The organism is Mesorhizobium sp. WSM4821 (assembly GCF_055901555.1).
In genome coordinates this window covers 731,252-749,237 of the sequence record NZ_CM148371.1, presented here as the reverse complement: position 1 = coordinate 749,237, position 17,986 = coordinate 731,252, and the positions used below count along the sequence as shown (strand labels likewise).

General features: G+C 62.7%; 16 protein-coding genes. 2 read left to right on the top strand and 14 right to left on the bottom strand.

Annotated features, from left to right (window positions below; genetic code table 11):
• The first annotated feature begins 155 nt into the window (after positions 1-155).
• A complete protein-coding gene (locus AC0NID_RS03375; protein ID WP_473450802.1) occupies positions 156-2,540 on the top strand; it encodes a polysaccharide biosynthesis tyrosine autokinase in 2,385 nt (794 codons plus the stop codon).
• Positions 2,541-2,962: 422 nt separating this feature from the next.
• Here AC0NID_RS03375 and AC0NID_RS03370 read toward each other — a convergent pair whose 3' ends face one another.
• The 14 genes from AC0NID_RS03370 to AC0NID_RS03305 all read right to left on the bottom strand — a co-directional run bounded on the left by AC0NID_RS03370 (position 2,963) and on the right by AC0NID_RS03305 (position 16,538).
• Entirely contained in the window at positions 2,963-4,042 is a 1,080-nt protein-coding gene (locus AC0NID_RS03370; protein WP_473450800.1) for an acyltransferase family protein, read from the bottom strand.
• An 85-nt stretch (positions 4,043-4,127) separates the two neighbouring features.
• Positions 4,128-6,035, bottom strand: coding sequence for a propionyl-CoA synthetase (locus AC0NID_RS03365; RefSeq protein WP_473450798.1), 1,908 nt, complete (start codon positions 6,033-6,035; stop codon positions 4,128-4,130).
• Positions 6,036-6,482: 447 nt separating this feature from the next.
• Positions 6,483-7,469, bottom strand: coding sequence for a dihydroxyacetone kinase subunit DhaK (gene dhaK / locus AC0NID_RS03360; protein WP_473450796.1), 987 nt, complete (start codon positions 7,467-7,469; stop codon positions 6,483-6,485).
• 36 nt (positions 7,470-7,505) lie between these two features.
• Positions 7,506-7,931, bottom strand: a complete 426-nt coding sequence (locus AC0NID_RS03355) for a hypothetical protein (RefSeq protein WP_473450794.1) — start codon at positions 7,929-7,931, stop codon at positions 7,506-7,508.
• Between the two features lie 8 nt (positions 7,932-7,939).
• Positions 7,940-9,541, bottom strand: a complete 1,602-nt coding sequence (ptsP, locus tag AC0NID_RS03350; RefSeq protein ID WP_473450792.1) for a phosphoenolpyruvate--protein phosphotransferase — start codon at positions 9,539-9,541, stop codon at positions 7,940-7,942.
• Positions 9,525-9,827: an HPr family phosphocarrier protein gene (locus AC0NID_RS03345; RefSeq protein WP_473450790.1), complete on the bottom strand. Its 303-nt coding sequence runs from the start codon at positions 9,825-9,827 to the stop codon at positions 9,525-9,527. The genes ptsP and AC0NID_RS03345 overlap by 17 nt, the downstream gene beginning before the upstream one ends.
• A 21-nt stretch (positions 9,828-9,848) precedes the next feature.
• Entirely contained in the window at positions 9,849-10,238 is a 390-nt protein-coding gene (dhaM, locus tag AC0NID_RS03340) for a dihydroxyacetone kinase phosphoryl donor subunit DhaM (RefSeq protein ID WP_127278068.1), read from the bottom strand.
• Positions 10,235-10,870, bottom strand: coding sequence for a dihydroxyacetone kinase subunit DhaL (gene dhaL / locus AC0NID_RS03335; protein WP_473450788.1), 636 nt, complete (start codon positions 10,868-10,870; stop codon positions 10,235-10,237). The genes dhaM and dhaL overlap by 4 nt, the downstream gene beginning before the upstream one ends.
• Positions 10,867-11,886, bottom strand: a complete 1,020-nt coding sequence (locus tag AC0NID_RS03330) for an ABC transporter ATP-binding protein (RefSeq protein WP_473450786.1) — start codon at positions 11,884-11,886, stop codon at positions 10,867-10,869. Before AC0NID_RS03330 ends, dhaL begins: the two co-directional genes overlap by 4 nt.
• The gene (locus AC0NID_RS03325) at positions 11,879-12,985 is read right to left on the bottom strand and encodes an ABC transporter ATP-binding protein (protein ID WP_473450784.1); all 1,107 of its coding nucleotides are present in this window, start codon (positions 12,983-12,985) and stop codon (positions 11,879-11,881) included. Before AC0NID_RS03325 ends, AC0NID_RS03330 begins: the two co-directional genes overlap by 8 nt.
• A gap of 3 nt (positions 12,986-12,988) precedes the next feature.
• Positions 12,989-13,195, bottom strand: a complete 207-nt coding sequence (locus AC0NID_RS03320) for a hypothetical protein (RefSeq protein WP_145721874.1) — start codon at positions 13,193-13,195, stop codon at positions 12,989-12,991.
• On the bottom strand, positions 13,192-14,142 hold the full coding sequence (locus tag AC0NID_RS03315; protein WP_473450782.1) for a carbohydrate ABC transporter permease: 951 nt from the start codon (positions 14,140-14,142) through the stop codon (positions 13,192-13,194). The genes AC0NID_RS03320 and AC0NID_RS03315 overlap by 4 nt, the downstream gene beginning before the upstream one ends.
• A complete protein-coding gene (locus tag AC0NID_RS03310; protein WP_473451485.1) occupies positions 14,139-15,086 on the bottom strand; it encodes a carbohydrate ABC transporter permease in 948 nt (315 codons plus the stop codon). The genes AC0NID_RS03315 and AC0NID_RS03310 overlap by 4 nt, the downstream gene beginning before the upstream one ends.
• A 120-nt stretch (positions 15,087-15,206) precedes the next feature.
• A complete protein-coding gene (locus tag AC0NID_RS03305; protein WP_473450781.1) occupies positions 15,207-16,538 on the bottom strand; it encodes an ABC transporter substrate-binding protein in 1,332 nt (443 codons plus the stop codon).
• Positions 16,539-17,017: 479 nt separating this feature from the next.
• Between AC0NID_RS03305 and AC0NID_RS03300 the strand changes: the two genes are divergently transcribed.
• Positions 17,018-17,908, top strand: a complete 891-nt coding sequence (locus AC0NID_RS03300) for a DMT family transporter (protein ID WP_473450779.1) — start codon at positions 17,018-17,020, stop codon at positions 17,906-17,908.
• Positions 17,909-17,986: the final 78 nt, after the last annotated feature.

The window sequence follows — 17,986 nt, the reverse complement described above, 5'->3', positions numbered from 1 at the left end:
GCTCCTGATCTTGCTCTAGCGCCTGCAAACGAGAGCATCGACCCAAAAAGGGAGACCGATTTTGGGAAAATCCGATGCTCGAACAAAGATAGAGCGGCGGAACAGTTCGACTTGAAGGGCCGCCGCTCCAGACGCAAACTAGAATTGGATCGAAGATGAATTATGCCAATTTTCCTCTCGACAAGAGGAAGCCATTGCCGAGTTCAGACGCAGTAAGCGCCGAAGACTTCATCGATGTCGAGCGCCTGCTCGGCATGGCAGCAAGGCAGGCAAAGGTGGTCGCGGCATGCGCCGCCATCGGTCTTTTTCTGGGTGTGCTCTATTTGCAGACCACGCCTCCCACCTACATGGCGATGAGCCGCGTCCTGATCGACGAAGGGTTGAACAAGGTCGTCGACGAGGTCTCGGCGGCATCGGTCAGCATGCAGACCGATTCCGCCATTCTGAGCCAGATCGAAATTCTTCACTCGGCCAGACTGGCGGCGGTGGTTGTCGACAAGGAGAAGCTCGATCAGAACGACGCTTTCATGGATCCCCCCACATCGGCCGTGTCGAAGGCTGCCGGTTTCGTTCGCGGCATGGTCCGGTATTTCCGTCCCAACCCGGTCGTAGGCGTCACCGACGTCACCCAGCTTGATGAGGCGGCGCGCGAGGCAATGATGGCTTCGTCACGCCGCGATTACGCAATCCTCAAATTGCAGAACGAGGTGCAAGCCGAGCGCCTCGGTCGAAGCTATGTGATCTCCATCGCCTATCAGGCGACGGATCCCGTACTTGCGACCGCGATCACCAAGGCCTACGCCGACGCCTATCTCGCGGATCAACTCGATGCGAGTTTCGATGCGACCGAGCGGGCGGCGGTCTGGCTGCAAGGCCGGCTGACCGAGCTTCGCGAAAGTTCCCAGGCAGCGGCGCTCGCGGTTGAGAAGTTTAGGGCGGAACATGGATTGGCCGTCAATAACAATGGCCAGTTGATCAGCGACAAACAACTGTCCGACCTCAATGAGCAGCTCATTGAAGCGCAGGCCGATACCGCCCGCGCCAGCGCCCGCTACCAGCAGTACAAGTCGATCGTCGAAAGCGGCTCGGACAACGCGTTCAGGGACGCCGCGATATCAAGCGACCAGCCGAGCAACTCGGTCATTTCGACGCTCAAGACACGCTATCTCGCTGTCGCCAAGCGGCAGCAGGATGTAGAAGCCAATTTCGGCGCCGAGCATCCCCAGGCGGTCGCGCTTGCCAAGGAAAAGGCCGACATATCGGCGCAGATATTCGGCGAGCTGAAGCAACTGACCGAAAGCTATCGCAACGAATACGAAGTCGCCCTCGCGCGCGAGACGGCGCTCCGTGCAAATGTCGCGTTAGCGGCCGGCAAGAGTTCCGTCGACAACCAGACGCAGGTCCAGCTGCGTGAACTGGAGCAGAAGGCAACGGCGCTCTCGACCCTCTATCAGACGTTCCTTGGCCGCTACGAGGAAGCCTCCCAGCAGCAATCGTTCCCGGTCGGCAAGATCCGCGTCATCTCGGACGCGAAGCTGCCGCAATCCGCCGCAACCCCACGCACGTCCATTGTGCTGGGACTTTCGCTTGTGCTTGGCGTGATGCTGGGGGCCGGGGTTGGTGGTCTGAATGAATTCAGGGAACGGTTCTTCAGGACAGGCGAGGACGTTCGCGATCGCGTCGGCCTCAAGTTCCTCGGCTACCTGCCGATCATTGGCAGCAGGATCGGCAAGGACGACAAGCGCGACGATGGCCAGGCGGATGTCAGAACCGCCCAATCACCGTCGGCCGCCGAAAAGCGCGCGCGCATGCGTGTGAGCATTGACGCCCCGGCGTCGATGTTTTCCGAAACGCTCCGCAGCACCAAGATTGCGTTCGACGTCGTGATGGAAGGGCAAGGCAGCCGTGTCATTGGCATAGTCTCGGTCCTTCCCGGCGAGGGCAAGTCGACCGTGGCGGCCAATCTGGCAGGACTGCTAGCCGCCAACGGTTCCAAAACGCTGCTGGTGGACGGTGACCTGCGCAACCCCGGCCTCAGCCGCAGCCTTGGCATGGAGACCGAGCAAGGCCTGATGGAAGCGGTGGTGAGCGGGCAGACGTGGCAGTCCGTCGGAAAGATCGACCGGCAGACGAAGCTGGCCATCATCCCGGCCGTTCCGCGCGGTCATTTCTCGCACACGAGCGAGCTTCTGTCTTCGGCCGGAATGCGGCGTTTCATCGACAACGCCAAGGAAACCTTCGAATACATCATCGTCGATCTGCCGCCGCTCGGGCCCGTGGTCGATGCCAAGGCCTTTGCTCCGCTTGTCGATGGTTTCGTGCTGGTAACCGAGTGGGGGCGCACGCCGCGTGCGATGGTGCAATCCATACTGAGTTCGGAAACCTATATCGCCAACAAGATCGTCGGCGTGGTTCTGAACAAGGTCGATTTGAAGAAGCTGGCGAAGTATGCATCGATCGGCGGCTCGGAAAAATTCTTCGACAGATATTCGACCTACTATCTGGAAAAATCGGAAGCGCGGACGAAGGCAAACACCTGAGACCGGCATTGCCGCGCCGCGCGTCTGGTTGGACCACCAAAGACGCTTGAAGCCTTTTACAGCCAAGTGGACTCGCGGCCGCGGAGACGCGGCGAGAGCATCGGACTCAACAGCATGCCCCACGCTTGACCGAGGGTGTGCCGGTTCTGGGAAAAATCCGGTGCTCAAACAAAACAAGAAGATGGAGCGCGGCACGCTTCAACCCGCCGCTCTAGAACAAAGCGCCAGAGCGCGATGCGCAGTTCAGTCCGAACGTATCCCGCCCAAGCGCTTTGTTCGGGCCGAAAATCGATTCCGCGTCAGCCCACCGCGTTTGCCGGCGATACCGAGTCAGCTGCGCGGCGCGAAAGGCGGCATGCCTGGCGCCGCGGATTTCGCGGCAGGAAGTCTGCAGCCCGCAAGCGGGTGACACGCTGGCGCGGTTAGGCGGCCTTGAGACGATAGCGGAAGATCGTACGGTCGAGTAGGAGCCGGATTCGTGGCTCGGCCTCAATCGCAATCAGCCAGCTCGCCGCGATCATGGTTGCTGCTACGACGGCTGCCGAAAGCAGGTAGGGCACCCCCGCGCGCATCAGTGCCCCGAGAATGGCCGCACCGACGACATTATGGATCAGATAGAGGGGGTAGGTCATCAGACCAATCCGGCGCCAGCCGCGCCACGACAGGTCGAGCCGCAACGACCACGCCATCAGGGCGACGGCGAAGAGGAAGAAGATGATCGGTGGCGCGTATGGCATCTGCTCTTCGACTTTCACACTGTGAACATCGACCGAGCTGGCGATCTGCAGGACGCAGCCTGCCAGAAACAGGGCGCATAGGGCGAGGCGAGCGCGTGTCACCGCCTTGAATCGCATCAGCCAGATCATGACGCCGACCGCAAAAAAGCAGCCGTGATGCACCAGCAGCAGGGCAAGCCAACGCGCCTCGGCAAGGTCGGACCAGTCGAGCGGATAATACAGGCACCAGAAAAGCGTGCTGACCATGCCGATCACGATGGCCACGACCTCCATCATGTGAAAGCGCCCCAGCCGCAGCAATGTCCAGACGACGGCGTAAAAGGCAATCTCGATGCCGAGCGTCCAATAGACGCTGTCCACCCAGGGGGAGTAGGGAACGAACAATGCAGTGCGAATGAGCCTGATCACGGCATCCGACGGCCAGCTGAGGTCGACCAGGAGCAGCACCGCCGCGGTGATGGGCGCGCAGATCCAGACCGCCGGCACCAATCGTTTCACCCTTGCCTCGAAAAACCGCAATGCGGTCGAGTTTTCGGCGCTGAAGGCGATGACGAAGCCGCTGATGACGAAAAACACTTGTACGCCGACCCATCCTGAGCCGAGCATCTCCAGGTAGGGATGCTGCGGGATGCCGCCGGTCGCCCGCGCCGAAACCCCGGCGGGAAAGGCCCACACCCAGTAACCGTAATGGTAGAACATCACGAGGACTGCGGCAAGGAATCGAAGGATGTCAACGCCGCCAAATGTAGTCTTTTGCTGAGCCATGCCATATCGTCGGTTGGCCCCCGGCAAAACTGTATGGCGATTTGCTGCGTTGCACAATAGCCGATTGGCTATCGGCCCGATGTCTTTACCGCCCGATCCCGCGTCCCTTCAGCGCCGCGGTGATTTCGTCGAGAATGACCGGGTCGTCGATGGTCGCCGGCATTGCCCAGTCTTCCTTGTCAGCAATCTTCTGCATGGTGCCGCGCAGGATTTTGCCGGAGCGCGTCTTTGGCAGGCGCTTGATCGTCACCACCGTCTTGAGGGCGGCGACCGGGCCGATCCGCTCACGCACTAGGGTGACAACCTCGGTCTCGATAGTGCCGGTGTCGCGCGAGACACCTGCATTCAGCACGACGAAGCCGAGCGGAACCTGGCCCTTCATCGCGTCGGCGACGCCGATGACGGCGCATTCGGCAACGTCCGGATGCGCTGCCAGCACTTCCTCCATGGCACCGGTCGACAGCCGGTGGCCGGCGACATTGATGATGTCGTCGGTCCGGGCCATGACATAGAGATAGCCATCCTCGTCCACCATGCCGGCATCGGCCGTCTTGTAGAAGCCGGGGAATTCATCAAGATAGGCTTGGCGAAACCGGTCATCGGCGTTCCACAGCGTCGGCAGGCAGCCGGCCGGCAGCGGCAGCTTGACCACGACATTGCCCAGCGTGCCGCGCGGCACTTCGTGGCCGGCATCGTCGAGCACGCGGATGTCGTAGCCGGGCATCGGCACGCCGGGCGAGCCGTATTTCACCGGCAGCAGGCCCAAGCCGGCCGGGTTGATGGTCATCGGCGAACCGGTCTCGGTCTGCCACCAGTGGTCGATCACCGGCACGTGCAATTGCTGCTCCGCCCATTTGATGGTTTCCGGATCGGCGCGCTCGCCGGCGAGGAACAGCGTGCGGAATTTCGAAAGGTCGTATTTCGGGACGAACTCGCCCTTTGGATCCTGTCCCTTGATGGCGCGGAAGGCGGTCGGCGCGGTGAACAGGGCGGCCACGCCATGCTCCGATATCACCCGCCAGTAGGTGCCGGCGTCGGGCGTGCCGACCGGCTTGCCCTCGAACAGGACGGTCGTGCAGCCATGCAGCAGCGGGCCGTAGACGATGTAGGAATGGCCGACCACCCAGCCGACGTCGGAAGCCGCCCAGAACACCTCGCCCGGCTTGATGCCGAACTCGTTCTCCATCGACCATTTCAGCGCGACCATGTGGCCGCCATTGTCGCGCACGATGCCCTTGGGTTGGCCGGTCGTGCCTGATGTGTAGATAATGTAGAGCGGGTCGGTGGCGAGCACCGCAACACAGTCGACATTGGCGCCCGCGGCCCGCTCGCGGGCGACCGCGTCGGCATAGTCGATATCGTGGTTCTCCTTCATCTCACAGCGCAATTGGTCGCGCTGCAGGATGAGGCAGGCATCGGGCTTGTGCCGCGACATCTCGATCGCCTTGTCGAGCAGCGGCTTGTAGGCAACGACGCGCCCGGGCTCCAGGCCGCAGGAGGCGGAAATGATCAGCTTCGGCTTGGCGTCGTCGATGCGCGTGGCGAGCTCGTGCGAGGCAAAGCCGCCGAAGACCACCGAATGCACGGCGCCAATCCGGGCGCAGGCAAGCATGGCAAAGGCCGCTTCCGGCACCATCGGCATGTAGATGATGACCCGGTCGCCTTTTTGGACGCCGCGGTTCTTCATAACCGATGTCAGCGCGACCACCTCGCGCTTCAGTTCGGCATAGGTGAATTTCCTGACCGTGCCTGAGATCGCGCTGTCATGAATCAGCGCGATCTGGTCGGCGCGGCCATCCGCAACGTGGCGGTCGACGGCGTTGAAGCAGGTGTTGCACGAGGCGCCGCCGAACCAGCGCCCATAGACGCCGGCTGTCGGATCGAACACGGTGTCGAAGGGCGAGAACCAGTCGATGGCCTTGGCCGCATCCGCCCAGAATTTTTCCGGGTCGCGTTTCCAGCCGTCATAGACCTCGTGGTAGCGTGACGCCATCCAGCTTCCTCCCCAGGAAATGCCTGCTTTGAAGAATGTTCGCTGTCTTTGAAACAGCGTATGCTGTTTTTGCAAGCATATGCAATTTCGTCTTTTGGCGACCTCGCCTTGGTCGCAAACGTGCCGCGTCGTGATTGGGGATCTTCGCGCGCCCGGGCACCCCAGCGCGATCTCGACTGCGTTCATTCGGATTGGTTCTAGAGCGGCAGCGCCGCCAGCATGAGTCCAACACCGCCGGCGATCAGCAAAACGGCGGCCAACGTTTTTCTATGACGTTGGAAACCCGTCGGTGCCCTATCCCAATTGTAACGCATGTTCCGCCCCCAAAACCTGGCGGATTCCTTACCTTACCAGAGGTAAAGAAAGAACATCGTTGCCTGAATCCAACACACTGGCCCGAGAATCCTCGGCAGGCGACAGTTTTGCCACCGGCTATTTCTGGAGGGGCTACATGCCCCAGCGTAGCGCCGCCGTATGCACCGGCGCGTCCCACAATGCGGTCGTCTCGTCGTCGAGCATGGTCAGCGTAATCGAGCAGCCGGCCATGTCGAGCGAAGTCACGTAGGATCCGACCAGCGAGCGCGTGACCGTTACGCCATTCCTCTCGAAAATTTTGCGGGCGCTGTTGTACATCAGGTAAAGCTCCATCAGCGGCGTGCCGCCGAAGCCGTTGACGAACAGCAGCGCCGGACCTTTTGCCTTGTCGCCGAGGTCGCCGGCGATCGCCGCGCAGATCTCCTCGGCAATGGCGTCGGCGCTTTTCAACGTGTCGCGGCGGCGGCCGGGCTCGCCATGGATGCCGACGCCGAATTCCATCTCGCCGTCGCCAATGTCGAAGGTCGGCTTGCCCGCCGCCGGTACGGTGCAACTGGTCAGCGCCACGCCCATGGAGCGCGTCGCCCCGTTGACGCGTTCGCCAAGCGCCTTCAGCGGCTTCAGCGCCGCGCCTTGCTCGGCCGCGGCGCCGACGATCTTCTCGACCACCAGCGTGCCGGCGACGCCGCGTCGGCCGGTGGTGTAGGACGAGTTCTCGACCGCGACATCGTCATTGGTTACCACTTGCATGACGCCTTCCGACATCTCGGCGGCCATGTCGAAGTTCATCACGTCGCCCTCGTAGTTCTTGACGATGAACAGGCAGCCGGCACCGGTGTTGACCGCTTCCGCGGCTGCCATCATCTGGTCCGGCGTCGGCGAGGTGAACACCTGGCCGGGGCAGGCGGCATCCAGCATGCCATGTCCGACCAGCCCACCATGCAGCGGCTCGTGGCCGGAGCCACCGCCGGAAATCAGCGCCACCTTGCCCGGCTTGAGTGTCTTGCGGCGGACAAATTTATACTCGTCGCCGAGCGCCAGTATGTCGGCATGGGCCGCAACGAAGCCGTCGAGGCTTTCGGTCAGCACCGTGTCCACAGAATTCAGAAACTTCTTCATGACCGTCTCCTCCCGAGATAGCTTAACGTGGCGCGACTATGTCCCGCCCTTGCCGGCGATGCTGGTGATCTTCTGGATGAAATCGTTGACCGCCCGGTCGAGCGCCGCGTTCTGCTTGTCGTCGCCCAAATCCGGAACGATGAGCGAGACATGCCGCGTCTTGCGCATACCTGCTGCCAGCGGCATTTTTCCTGGATGCGCCTGGTGGTAGGCCGCGAGAAAATGGTCGCGTTCTGCCGGGCTGAAGTGGCAGACGGAGAAAATAGCCGGCAAATGTTTTGACGGGATCGGGATCGAATAGGCCGGGCTGGAAATCTGCGTGACGAAACTGCGGTGCTTGCCCAGCGCGTCGGCGAGACGCTGGCGCATGCCGGACGGGCGCTGGTCGATGACCTGTGACAGGATCGTCTTGTAAGCGCGGATCGCCTCTTCGGAGCCGGTTTCGGGCGTCTTCTCGGTCATGCCGACGCCTAGATCGGGATATCCGCAATGGCCGCCTTGGCCATTGCGAGCTGGGCGGGAACCACGGAAAGGTCGCGCAGGCCGGCCTCGATCAGCGCCGGGATCGCCGCCGGATCGCCGCCGGCGTCGCCGCACAGGCTGACCGGTATTTTTTGGGCGCGGCCGAACGCGGCAACCGAGGCGATCAGCCGAAGCACGGCCGGGTGCCTGACCGAATTGAGATGCGCCACCGAGGCGTTGTCGCGCGCCGCCGCCATCACATATTGGGTGAGGTCGTTCGAGCCGATCGAAAAGAAGGCGACCTCCGCAAACGCCTCCGGTGCGACCGCCACCGATGGCACTTCCACCATGATGCCGAGTGGAGGCATTTTTTGCGCGACGCCGCGCTCGGAAAGCCCGGCCTGCTCTTCCGCAAACAGGGTGGCTGCTCGCCGATATTCGTCCATGACGGCGATCATCGGGAACATCACCTTGAGATTGCCATGCATGGCGGCGCGCAGCAGCGCCCGGATCTGCACGCGGAAGATCTCCGGCCGCGCCAGCGACAGCCTGATGCCGCGCAGGCCGAGGAACGGATTGCCTTCCTCGACGGTGAGCCCCGGCACCGGTTTGTCGCCGCCGGCATCTACGGTACGGATGGTCACCGGCTTTTCATCAGCCCATTCCAGCACCTTGCGATAGGCGCGATATTGCGTTTCCTCATCCGGCAGCGTCTTGCCGAACAGGAATTCGGTGCGCATCAGCCCGACGCCGTCGCAGGTCGCAACGTCGATACTGTCGACGTCGGACGGATCGGCGATGTTGACCTGCACCCTCACCGCCGTGCCTGCTCTCGTCACCGCAGGCCGTGCCAGGAAAGCCTCCGCCCTGTCGCGACGCGCGGCAAACGAGGACGATGATCGGCGGAACGCCTCGATCTCGGCCTTCGATGGCGCCAGCACGATGCCGCCATGCTCGGCGTCGAGCAGTGCGACGCCGGCAAGATGAGCCGGCGAAGCACCAAGCCCAACTGCCCCAAGCCCCACGACCATCGGCACGCCGCGCGAACGCGCCAGCATGGCGACGTGGCTGGCGGCACTCCCCGCTTTCAGCGCGATGCCGCCGCCGGAACTCCAGTCGGTTTCGAGGAAGCGCGTCGGCGCGATATCCTCGCCGTAGAAGATGGCGCCCGCCGGCGCGCCGGCCTCGCTGTCCTCGGTCAACGCACGCAGCACCTGGTCCCTGATATCGCGCATGTCGGCGGCGCGAGCCCGGAAATAGTCCTGGTCCGACGTCTCGTAGCCGACGATTTCGGCGTCGAGCGCCTGTCGCCATGCCGCATCCGCTGGCTGACCCGAGTCAATCGCGGCAAAGGCCGGGCCGGTCAGCGCATCGTCCTCCAGCATGGCGATCTGGAATTCAAGAATGTCGGCGGCGTCGCCCTCGACCGCCTCAATCAGAGTGACAAGCCGGCTTGTGGCTGCCTCGATTGCCGTTTCGAGCGCGAGCCTCTCGTCCACGGCGCTCGCCTTGCCGGCGTAGCACGCGCCAACAGGATCGAGGTTGAACAGCGGCCCTTCGGCATAACCGGCGGAGGCCGAAATCCCCTTCAGCCTAAGCGATTCGGGCATGATCCGCGCCCTCGTCGAAATCGCGCCGTACCAGCTCGACCAGCGCACCGACCGCCTCGCCGGCGCCGGCGCCTCTGGCCCTGATATGCAGCACCGTGCCTTTCGGCGCCTTGGCCGCCATCACCTTGACGATGCTCTTGGCGTCGAACCACGGCCCGTTGGCGGCGAGCGCCACTTCGACCTCGGCCGAAAACGTCTTGGCGAGCTTGGTGAACTTCACCGAAGGGCGCGCATGCAGACCGACCTCGTGGGTGATCAGGACGGTGGCTTCGGCGGATGCGGACATCGAGTCAAAATTCCTGTTCATTCACGACGGCGACAATTCATGTGCCGTCGCCACCACTTCCCGGAGCGAAGCGCCGCCGGAGGCCTCCGTCGCGGCCATCACCGCGCCCTCGACGATCGGCGCATTGCAGACGATGATCTTCTGCGCGCGCGGCTCGCCGATCATCTCGACCGCCATCTCGCTGTTGGTCTCGGCGCCGCCGAGATCGACGAGGATGGCGACACCCGCTTCCGACCAGGCCTTGTCGATGGCGCCCATGATCGCCTCGACGCTTGTGCCCAGCCCGCCATGGCCGTTTCCGCCGCACCATGCAAGCGGCACTTCGTCGCCGACCATCTGGCGCACCATGTCGGCCGTGCCCTCGGCGACCAGCGGTGAATGCGATACGATGACGATGCCGACATTGCTCATGCCTGTCCCTCGACAGTCTCAGTGACAGCCCGCACCAGAAGCGCGGTCGAGCGTGCCCCGGCATCCATATGACCGATCGAGCGGTCGCCGAGGAACGAGGCACGTCCGCGCAAGGCCTTCATCGGCACGGTGGCGTCGGCCGCACTGTCGGCGGCGTCGGTGATTTCCGCTCCGGTCTTTCCCTGTAGCAGCGCGTCATGCACCGGCTGCAGCACGTCGAGCATGGTCTTTTGCCCGACCTGCGACTTGCCTCTGGCCGCCACCGCTTCGATCGCCTTGCCGAAGGCTGCCGCCAGATTGGCGCGATCCGGCTCAGCGGAAATCTCCTTGCCGAGCGCCATGAACAGCGTGCCGAACAGCGGGCCGGAAGCGCCGCCAACCGTCATCACCAATTTGGTGCCGATCGCCTTCAGCGCTTCGGGCAATGGCTTTGCCGCGAACGTATCCGCCTCGGCGCGCACCGCCTCGAAGCCGCGCTTCATGTTCAGCCCATGGTCGCCGTCGCCGATCGCCTGGTCGAGCGTGGTCAACTCGTCCGCGTGGGCGGCAATCGTGTCGGCAGTGGCTGATATCAGCGCCTTCAGGTCAACCTTGCCCATCGTCGCAGTCTTGTCCATCGTCCCAGCGCTCATCGGTTTGCGATCCTGTTGCCGGCCTGGTCGAAAAACAACGGTGCCCGGTAGCGGATCGTCACCTTGTTGCCCTTATCCAGTTGCGTGTCGGGGTCGGTCAGCGTCACCAGTTTTTTGGCCCCGACGCTCACATGCAGGTGGTTCTGGTCGCCCAGATGCTCGATCCAGTCAACAACGCCGTCGGCGTGGCCGTTCGACGCCTTGCCGATCGACAGATGTTCTGTACGCGCGCCGATCGTTTTGGTTCCCGCCGGCGCATCGCCATCGGGCAGAAGGCCGGTCGGCAGCAGATTGATCGCCGGCTGGCCGAGCCTTGCGGCGACATGAAGGTTGGCCGGCTCCGAATAGATCGTCCGCGGCGTGCCGATCTGCACCAGAACGCCGTCTGCGAGAATGCCGATGCGATCGGCCATGGTCATCGCTTCGATCTGGTCGTGCGTGACATAGAGCATGGTGGCGCCGAGCTCGGCCTGGATGCGCTTCAGCTCGAGCCGGAGGTCGGCGCGCAGCTTGGCGTCGAGCGACGACAGCGGCTCGTCCATCAGATAGATCGAAGGCTTGCGCACCAAGGCGCGTCCGATGGCGACGCGCTGCATCTCGCCGCCGGAAAGCTTCGTCGAGCGGTTGTCCAGCTTGTGATGTATGCGCACCATCCTGGCCACTTCCTCGACGCGGCGGCGCACCGCCTCTTCGGGGAAGCGCCGTGCCGGTGAGCGCAGCGGAAAGGCGAGGTTGTCGTAGACCGACAGATGCGGATAGAGCGAATATTGCTGGAAGACGAAGGCGGTGTCGCGCTCGGCCGGCGAGAGTGCTGTCGCATCGCGGCCGCCGATATGGATTGAACCCATATCCGGCCGTTCCAGTCCAGCGATCAGCCGTAGCGTCGTCGTCTTGCCGGCGCCGGTCGGGCCGAGCAGCACGACGAATTCGCCGTCCTTGACCTGCAAATCGAGTTTGTTGATGGCAGTGTGCTCGCCGAAGCTCTTGGTTACGCCTTTGATGTGCACGTCAGCCATGACGGACCTCTGCGGTGGCGTCATGGATGGCGGTGCGCACCGCGCGCCCCGAGCCCTTCTCGAACAGCGACAGCCGCGCGCTGCTCAGTGCCAGTCCGACATGGTCGCCCGCATTGAGCCGGATTTCGGCCGGGACCCGCGCCTTGATGATGCCGCCTGCAGTCTCCACCGCTACGATCTGCGTGGTGCCGAGATATTCGGTGCCGTAGATGGCGCCGCGCAGCTTCGAAGCATCGTCGAAGCGGATGTGTTCGGGACGGACGCCAAGCGCCATGTCGGCCGGCGCGATGTCCTCGCGCACCTCCGGCACCGCCACCTTGGCGCCTTGCACGGTGATTTCCCTGGCGCCTTTTGAAAGCCCGCCGCCGAAGCCGAGGAAATTCATCGGCGGCGAACCGATGAAATCGGCGACGAACATGGTCGCCGGCCGGTCATAGATCTCACGTGGGGTGCCAAACTGCTCGATGACGCCGTGGTTCATCACCGCGATCTTGTCGGCCATCGACATCGCTTCCATCTGGTCATGCGTGACGTAGACCGTGGTGGCGTGGATGCGGCTGTGCAATTCGCGCAGCTCATGGACCATGAGATCGCGGAATTCGGTGTCGAGCGTGCCGAGCGGCTCGTCCATCAGGAAGCATTTTGGCCGCCGCACGATGGCGCGTCCAAGCGCCACGCGCTGGCGGTCGCCGCCGGCAAGGCCGGAGACGGATTTGTTGAGCAGATGGTCGATGCGCAGAAGCTTCGCCGTCTCCTCGACCCTGGCGCGGATCTCGGCACCGGGCATGCCTTGCGCCAGCAGCGGGAAGCCGATGTTCTTCCTGACGTTCATGTGCGGGTAGAGCGCGAACAGCTGGAAGACGAAGGCGATGTCACGCTCCCGCGCCCGCCGCATGGTGACGTCCTCGCCGCCGAGCAGGATCTTGCCGCCTGTCGGCAGTTCGAGCCCGGCGATCATCCTGAGCGTCGTCGTCTTGCCGCAGCCCGACGGCCCCAGCATGACGAAGAACTCGCCGTCTTCGACGACGAAGTTGGAATCCTGCACCGCGACGAAATCGCCGAATTCCTTCCTCAGATGCTCGACCCTGATCTCCGCCATCGTCTACTCCGGAAATTTCGAGACGATGATGAACATCGCCGTGCCGGCCAGCATGGTGACGAAGGAGTAGGTATAGAGCGGCAGCGCGAAGGGCTGGAACAGCATCAGGAAGCCGATGGCGATGATCGCGGTGGCGATGTTCTCCATCAGGCCGCGCCTGGCCCACACCGGCCAGCGCGATTTGCGTTTTGCGGGTTGGGTCAGGCTCATTTGCGCACCGCTCCGAAAGTGATGCCGCGCAAGAGCTGCTTGCGCAGCAGGATGGTGAACACCAGGATCGGCACCAGGAAAATCGTCGTGCCCGCGGCGACCGCCGGCCAGTCCTGGCCGCCTTCGCCGATGATGGTCGGGATGAAGGGCGGTGCGGTCTGCGCCGTGCCTGAGGTCAGCAGGGCGGCGAACGCATATTCGTTCCAGGCGAAGATCAGGCAGAAGATGGCGGTTGCTGCAATGCCGGTGGTCGCCTGCGGCAGCACGGTGCGCCAGAACGCCTGCAGCCGCGTATAACCGTCGATCATCGCTGCCTCCTCGTATTCGCGCGGAATCTCGTCGATGAAGCCCTTCAGCAGCCACACCGCCAGCGACACGTTGACCGCCGTGTAGAGCAGGATCATGCCGAGCGCGGTGTCCGACAGGCCAAGCTCGCGATACATCAGGTAGATGGGGATGGCGACGGCGATCGGCGGCATCATCCGTGTCGACAGGATGAAGAACAAAAGGTCGTCCGCCAGCGGCACCTTGAAGCGCGAGAAGCCATAGGCCGACAGCGTGCCGAGGAAGACAGCGCAGAAGGTCGAACCGAAGGCGATGATCAGTGAATTGACGAAGCGCGGCATGAAGTTGGACGGGCCGGCGATCACCATGTTGCGCTTGCGCACCGTCTCGTCGCAGACGTCCGTCGCCGGTCCCAGCGAGTTGATGTATTCCGGCGTCTGCCGGGTTCGCGTCGAGAACAAATTGCAGTAACCCTCGATGCTCGGCTGGAACAGGATCTTTGGCGGATAGGCGATCGAATCCGGCGGTGTCTTGAAGCTGGTGGCGAAAATCCACAGCAGCGGCACGATCGAGATCAGCGCGTAAAGCACGATGATCGTGCCGGCGACGCGCTTCGACGTGGCCGAGGGTGCGACGACCGAATGGGCTGACGTCAGGCTCATCTCTGCTTCACCTTGTTGAGCGCCTTGACGTAGATGTTGGCCAACCCGAACACCGCGACGAACAGGATGATGGCGAAGGCCGAGGAATAGCCCGTCCGCCAGCTTTCGAAGGCCTGCCGCTTCAGCGTGATCGAGGCGACCTCGGTGGTCGATCCAGGCCCGCCGCCGGTGAGCAGGTTGACCATGTCGAACATCTTGAAGTTCTCGATGCCGCGAAACAGCACCGCCAGCATGATGAAGGGCAGCGCCATCGGCAGCGTAATCGACCAGAACTGCCGCCAGTTGGAGGCGCGGTCGACTTCGGCGGCCTCGTAGATGTATTCGGGGATCGAGCGCAGGCCGGCCAGGCAGATCAGCATCACGTAAGGCGTCCACATCCAGGTGTCGACGATGACGATCGACCACGGCGCCAGGGAGACGTTGGAGAGCATGCCGATCTGCGTTGCCGGAATGCCTGACACGAACGAGATGGCGTAGGCGAACAGCCCGATCTGCGGCTCGTAGAGGAAGCGCCAGAAATTGCCGACCACCGCCGGCGACAACATCATCGGAACGAGAATGATGGTCGTCCAGAAGGCGTGGCCGCGAAACTTCCGGTCGATCAGCCAAGCGAGGGTAAAACCGATCAGCGTTTGCAGAAGAATGGTCCAGAACACGAAATGCGCCGTCGTCTGCATGGCGATCCAGATATCCTGGTCGCCGAGGATGCGTCGGTAATTGGCAAGGCCGACATTTTTGACGACCTCGTTGGGGCGGTTGGCGCGGTAGTTGGTGAAGGACAGATAGATCGCCCAGAACAGCGGGAAGATGTTGATGGCGAGAAGCAAGAGGATCGTCGGCGAGATGAACAGCCAGGCGAGGCCCTTGTCGCTGATGCCCCGGACCTTACGGGCCAACGGCTCAGGCGTGGCCCGGGCAACGCTGTCCGCAGTCCGATTGAGCATGGTCAGTCCCGCTTCGGTCACTTGGTCGTCTCGACAATGGAATTTATCTGAACTGTGTCCCGTGCCAAGGGCGGCACGGGACAGGCGGTCATGGCTCGGGAGGAGCCGGTCTCTCGCTGATTACATTTTGCCATCGTCCTGGAAGACCTCGGTCCAGTCCTTGACCAGGCCGTCCAGCGCATCCTTGGCTGACCCCTGGCCGGCGACGACATAATCGTGGAAGCGCTTCTGCGACGCCTGCAGCAGCGGTGCATAGCTGGGCTCGGCCCAGAAGTCCTTCACGATGGCCATGGAGTCGAGGAAGGTCTGCGCATAGGGCTGGCTGGCCGGGAAGCCCGGGTCGTTCACGACCGCGTTGAGGCAGGAATAGCCGCCGAGCGACCACCATTTGGCCTGCACGTCCTTGTTGGCGAACCATTTGATGTATTTGAGCGCGGCTTCCTGCTTGTCCGAATAGGAGACCACCGAGATGCCCTGGCCACCAAGCTGGGCGAACTGATCGCCGTCGGGACCCTTGGGATTGGCGAAATAGCCAATCTTGTCGCCGCCGACATTCTCGTCCTTCTGCAGGCCTGGCCAGGTAAAGGCGAAGTTCATGTGCATCGCCACCTGGCCGGATTTGAAGGCATCGACGCCTTCGCCCATGTAGCTGTTCGAGGCTCCAGGAGGCGTGCAGCAGTCATAGAGCGCCTTGTAGAACTCCAGACCCTTCACCGACTTCTCGGAGTTGACGAAGCCATCCATCTCGTAGGGCTTGTCGGGATTCTCGTATTTGAAGCCGAAGCTGTAGAGCACGTCCATGGCGCCCATGGTGATGCCTTCGGAGCCGCGCTCGGTATAGATCGAGGCGCCATAGACCGTCTTGCCGTCGATCTCGCGTTTCTGGAAGAACTCGGCGATCTGCTTCAATTGGTCGAAGGTCGTTGGCGCGGCGAGATCCCAGCCGTACTTTTCCTTGAATTCCTTCTGCAGTTCCGGCTTGGAGAACCAGTCCTTGCGATAGGTCCAGCCGACGACGTCGCCCATGGCCGGCAGCGCCCAGTAGTTCGGCGTGTTCTTCGGCCATTGCGAATAGCCGACAACGGTCGCCGGCACGAAATCGTCCATGCTGATCTTCTCCGCGTCGAAGAAGTCGTTCAGCTTGACGTAGTGGCCGTTCTCGGCGGAGCCGCCGATCCACTGGCTGTCGCCGATGATCAGGTCGCACAGCTTGCCCTTGGAATTCAGTTCGTTGAGGAAGCGATCGGCATAGTTGGTCCACGGCACGAATTCGAATTTCATGCCGATGCCGGTTTCCTTGGTGAAGTCCTTGGACAGTTCGACAAGCGCATTGGCCGGGTCCCAGGCCGCCCAGCAAAGCGTCAGATCTTCCGCATGCGCGACGTTCGAAACGGCTGTCGACGCAAACATCGCCGAGGTCAGTCCCAACGTCAGTTTCAAGGTCGATTTCATGCCTTCCTCCCATTTGCGAAACGCGCCTGGATGGCGGTCTCAAGAAACCTCAAACCCCTCTCCTCAGGGGTCTAAACATGACGACGCGGTCTGGCCGCGGATGTTTAGTAATTTGTTTAGTGATGCAATTTTTACTAAACAAGGCAAGCGAATTCGTTGCTGCGCCGCAGCATTGCGCTTCCGTTCCGGGTGCTGGTGCGGGAAAAGTGGCGCCAGCAGGGTTGGTCGGCACGCCGGATGCCGGCTCAATCGTTCTGATGCTGGACGTCACCGGTCGGATCGCTTGGGCGGCAGAAGTGCGTATGTCGGCAAGCAGGCCCTGGGTCGCCCTGCCGTAAAAACCAATTCTGCGCCTTGCGCGGCTTAAGCGGCCATCGTACCGAGCATGAAGGATCTCGATGTCGTCCGGATGCGCATCGAGCGCCGATTACTCTGCTCTCTCCACCTCGACTCTGCCTTCTCCCCGGACATGAAAAAACGTGACGAACGGAATCCTGCTCGCCCTGATCGCCTATGCAAGCTATTCGTGCAACGACGCCGTCGTCAAAAGCCTGGGTGGGCAGTTCACGGTGTTCGAGATCGGGTTTTTCTCGACATTGTTTGCCGGCTTGTTTCTTCTCTTCACCCGGCCGAACGACGAACGCTGGCGTGATTTCTGGCACACCAAGCGGCCCTGGGCGGTGCAGGCCCGCGCCTGGTCCGGCATCGCTTCCGGCGTGCTCAGCGTCTATGCCTTCACGACCATCCCGCTGGCGGAAGCCTATGCGCTGATTTTCCTGGCGCCGCTCTGCGTCACCATTCTTTCCACCCTCATCCTCAAGGAGAAGGTCGGCCCCTGGCGATGGCTGGCGGTGGTTGCCGGCTTTGCCGGCGTCATGCTGGTCGTGCGGCCGGGCTTCCGCGAACTGCATCTCGGTCACCTCGCCGCGTTCGGCGTTGCCTTCCTCGCCGCCGCCAGCGTCATCCTGATGCGTTCGCTCGCGGCTGGGGAAAAGCGCACGACGATGCTGGGCGTGCTGATCGGCTACGGCCTGTTCTTCAACGGCATCGGCGCCGCGGCCACGTCATTCTCGCTTCCGGATGCAAGGCAGCTGGCCTGGCTCGTGCTGTCGGGCGTGTTCACCGCCTGCGGCCAGTTGCTTCAGCTCCTGGCCGTCAAATACGCGCCCGCCAACCGGATCGCGCCGACGCATTACTCGCAGATCCTCTGGGCGGTGATCCTGGGCGCGCTGTTCTTCCAGGAATATCCCGATTTCCTGTCGCTTGTCGGCCTCGCCGTCGTCGGCGGCTCAGGGCTTTTGACGATGGTGCGCGAGGAGGTGAGGCTCGGCACGGTGCGCTGGAATCCGTTTTCGCGGATGAGGCTTTGATCCGGCCGCACCGGTTGCGCGACAGCCGTCAGCGCTGATATGCGGGCGCTGCGGATCCGCCGCGATTGGATGGAAGCA

Bases quoted from the DNA above. Each gene is read 5' to 3' on its own strand.
- AC0NID_RS03375 (WP_473450802.1), top strand. From the start codon at position 156: ATGAATTATGCCAATTTTCCTCTCGACAAGAGGAAGCCATTGCCGAGT.
- AC0NID_RS03370 (WP_473450800.1), bottom strand. From the start codon at position 4,042: ATGGCTCAGCAAAAGACTACATTTGGCGGCGTTGACATCCTTCGATTC.
- AC0NID_RS03365 (WP_473450798.1), bottom strand. From the start codon at position 6,035: ATGGCGTCACGCTACCACGAGGTCTATGACGGCTGGAAACGCGACCCG.
- dhaK (WP_473450796.1), bottom strand. From the start codon at position 7,469: ATGAAGAAGTTTCTGAATTCTGTGGACACGGTGCTGACCGAAAGCCTC.
- AC0NID_RS03355 (WP_473450794.1), bottom strand. From the start codon at position 7,931: ATGACCGAGAAGACGCCCGAAACCGGCTCCGAAGAGGCGATCCGCGCT.
- ptsP (WP_473450792.1), bottom strand. From the start codon at position 9,541: ATGCCCGAATCGCTTAGGCTGAAGGGGATTTCGGCCTCCGCCGGTTAT.
- AC0NID_RS03345 (WP_473450790.1), bottom strand. From the start codon at position 9,827: ATGTCCGCATCCGCCGAAGCCACCGTCCTGATCACCCACGAGGTCGGT.
- dhaM (WP_127278068.1), bottom strand. From the start codon at position 10,238: ATGAGCAATGTCGGCATCGTCATCGTATCGCATTCACCGCTGGTCGCC.
- dhaL (WP_473450788.1), bottom strand. From the start codon at position 10,870: ATGAGCGCTGGGACGATGGACAAGACTGCGACGATGGGCAAGGTTGAC.
- AC0NID_RS03330 (WP_473450786.1), bottom strand. From the start codon at position 11,886: ATGGCTGACGTGCACATCAAAGGCGTAACCAAGAGCTTCGGCGAGCAC.
- AC0NID_RS03325 (WP_473450784.1), bottom strand. From the start codon at position 12,985: ATGGCGGAGATCAGGGTCGAGCATCTGAGGAAGGAATTCGGCGATTTC.
- AC0NID_RS03320 (WP_145721874.1), bottom strand. From the start codon at position 13,195: ATGAGCCTGACCCAACCCGCAAAACGCAAATCGCGCTGGCCGGTGTGG.
- AC0NID_RS03315 (WP_473450782.1), bottom strand. From the start codon at position 14,142: ATGAGCCTGACGTCAGCCCATTCGGTCGTCGCACCCTCGGCCACGTCG.
- AC0NID_RS03310 (WP_473451485.1), bottom strand. From the start codon at position 15,086: ATGCTCAATCGGACTGCGGACAGCGTTGCCCGGGCCACGCCTGAGCCG.
- AC0NID_RS03305 (WP_473450781.1), bottom strand. From the start codon at position 16,538: ATGAAATCGACCTTGAAACTGACGTTGGGACTGACCTCGGCGATGTTT.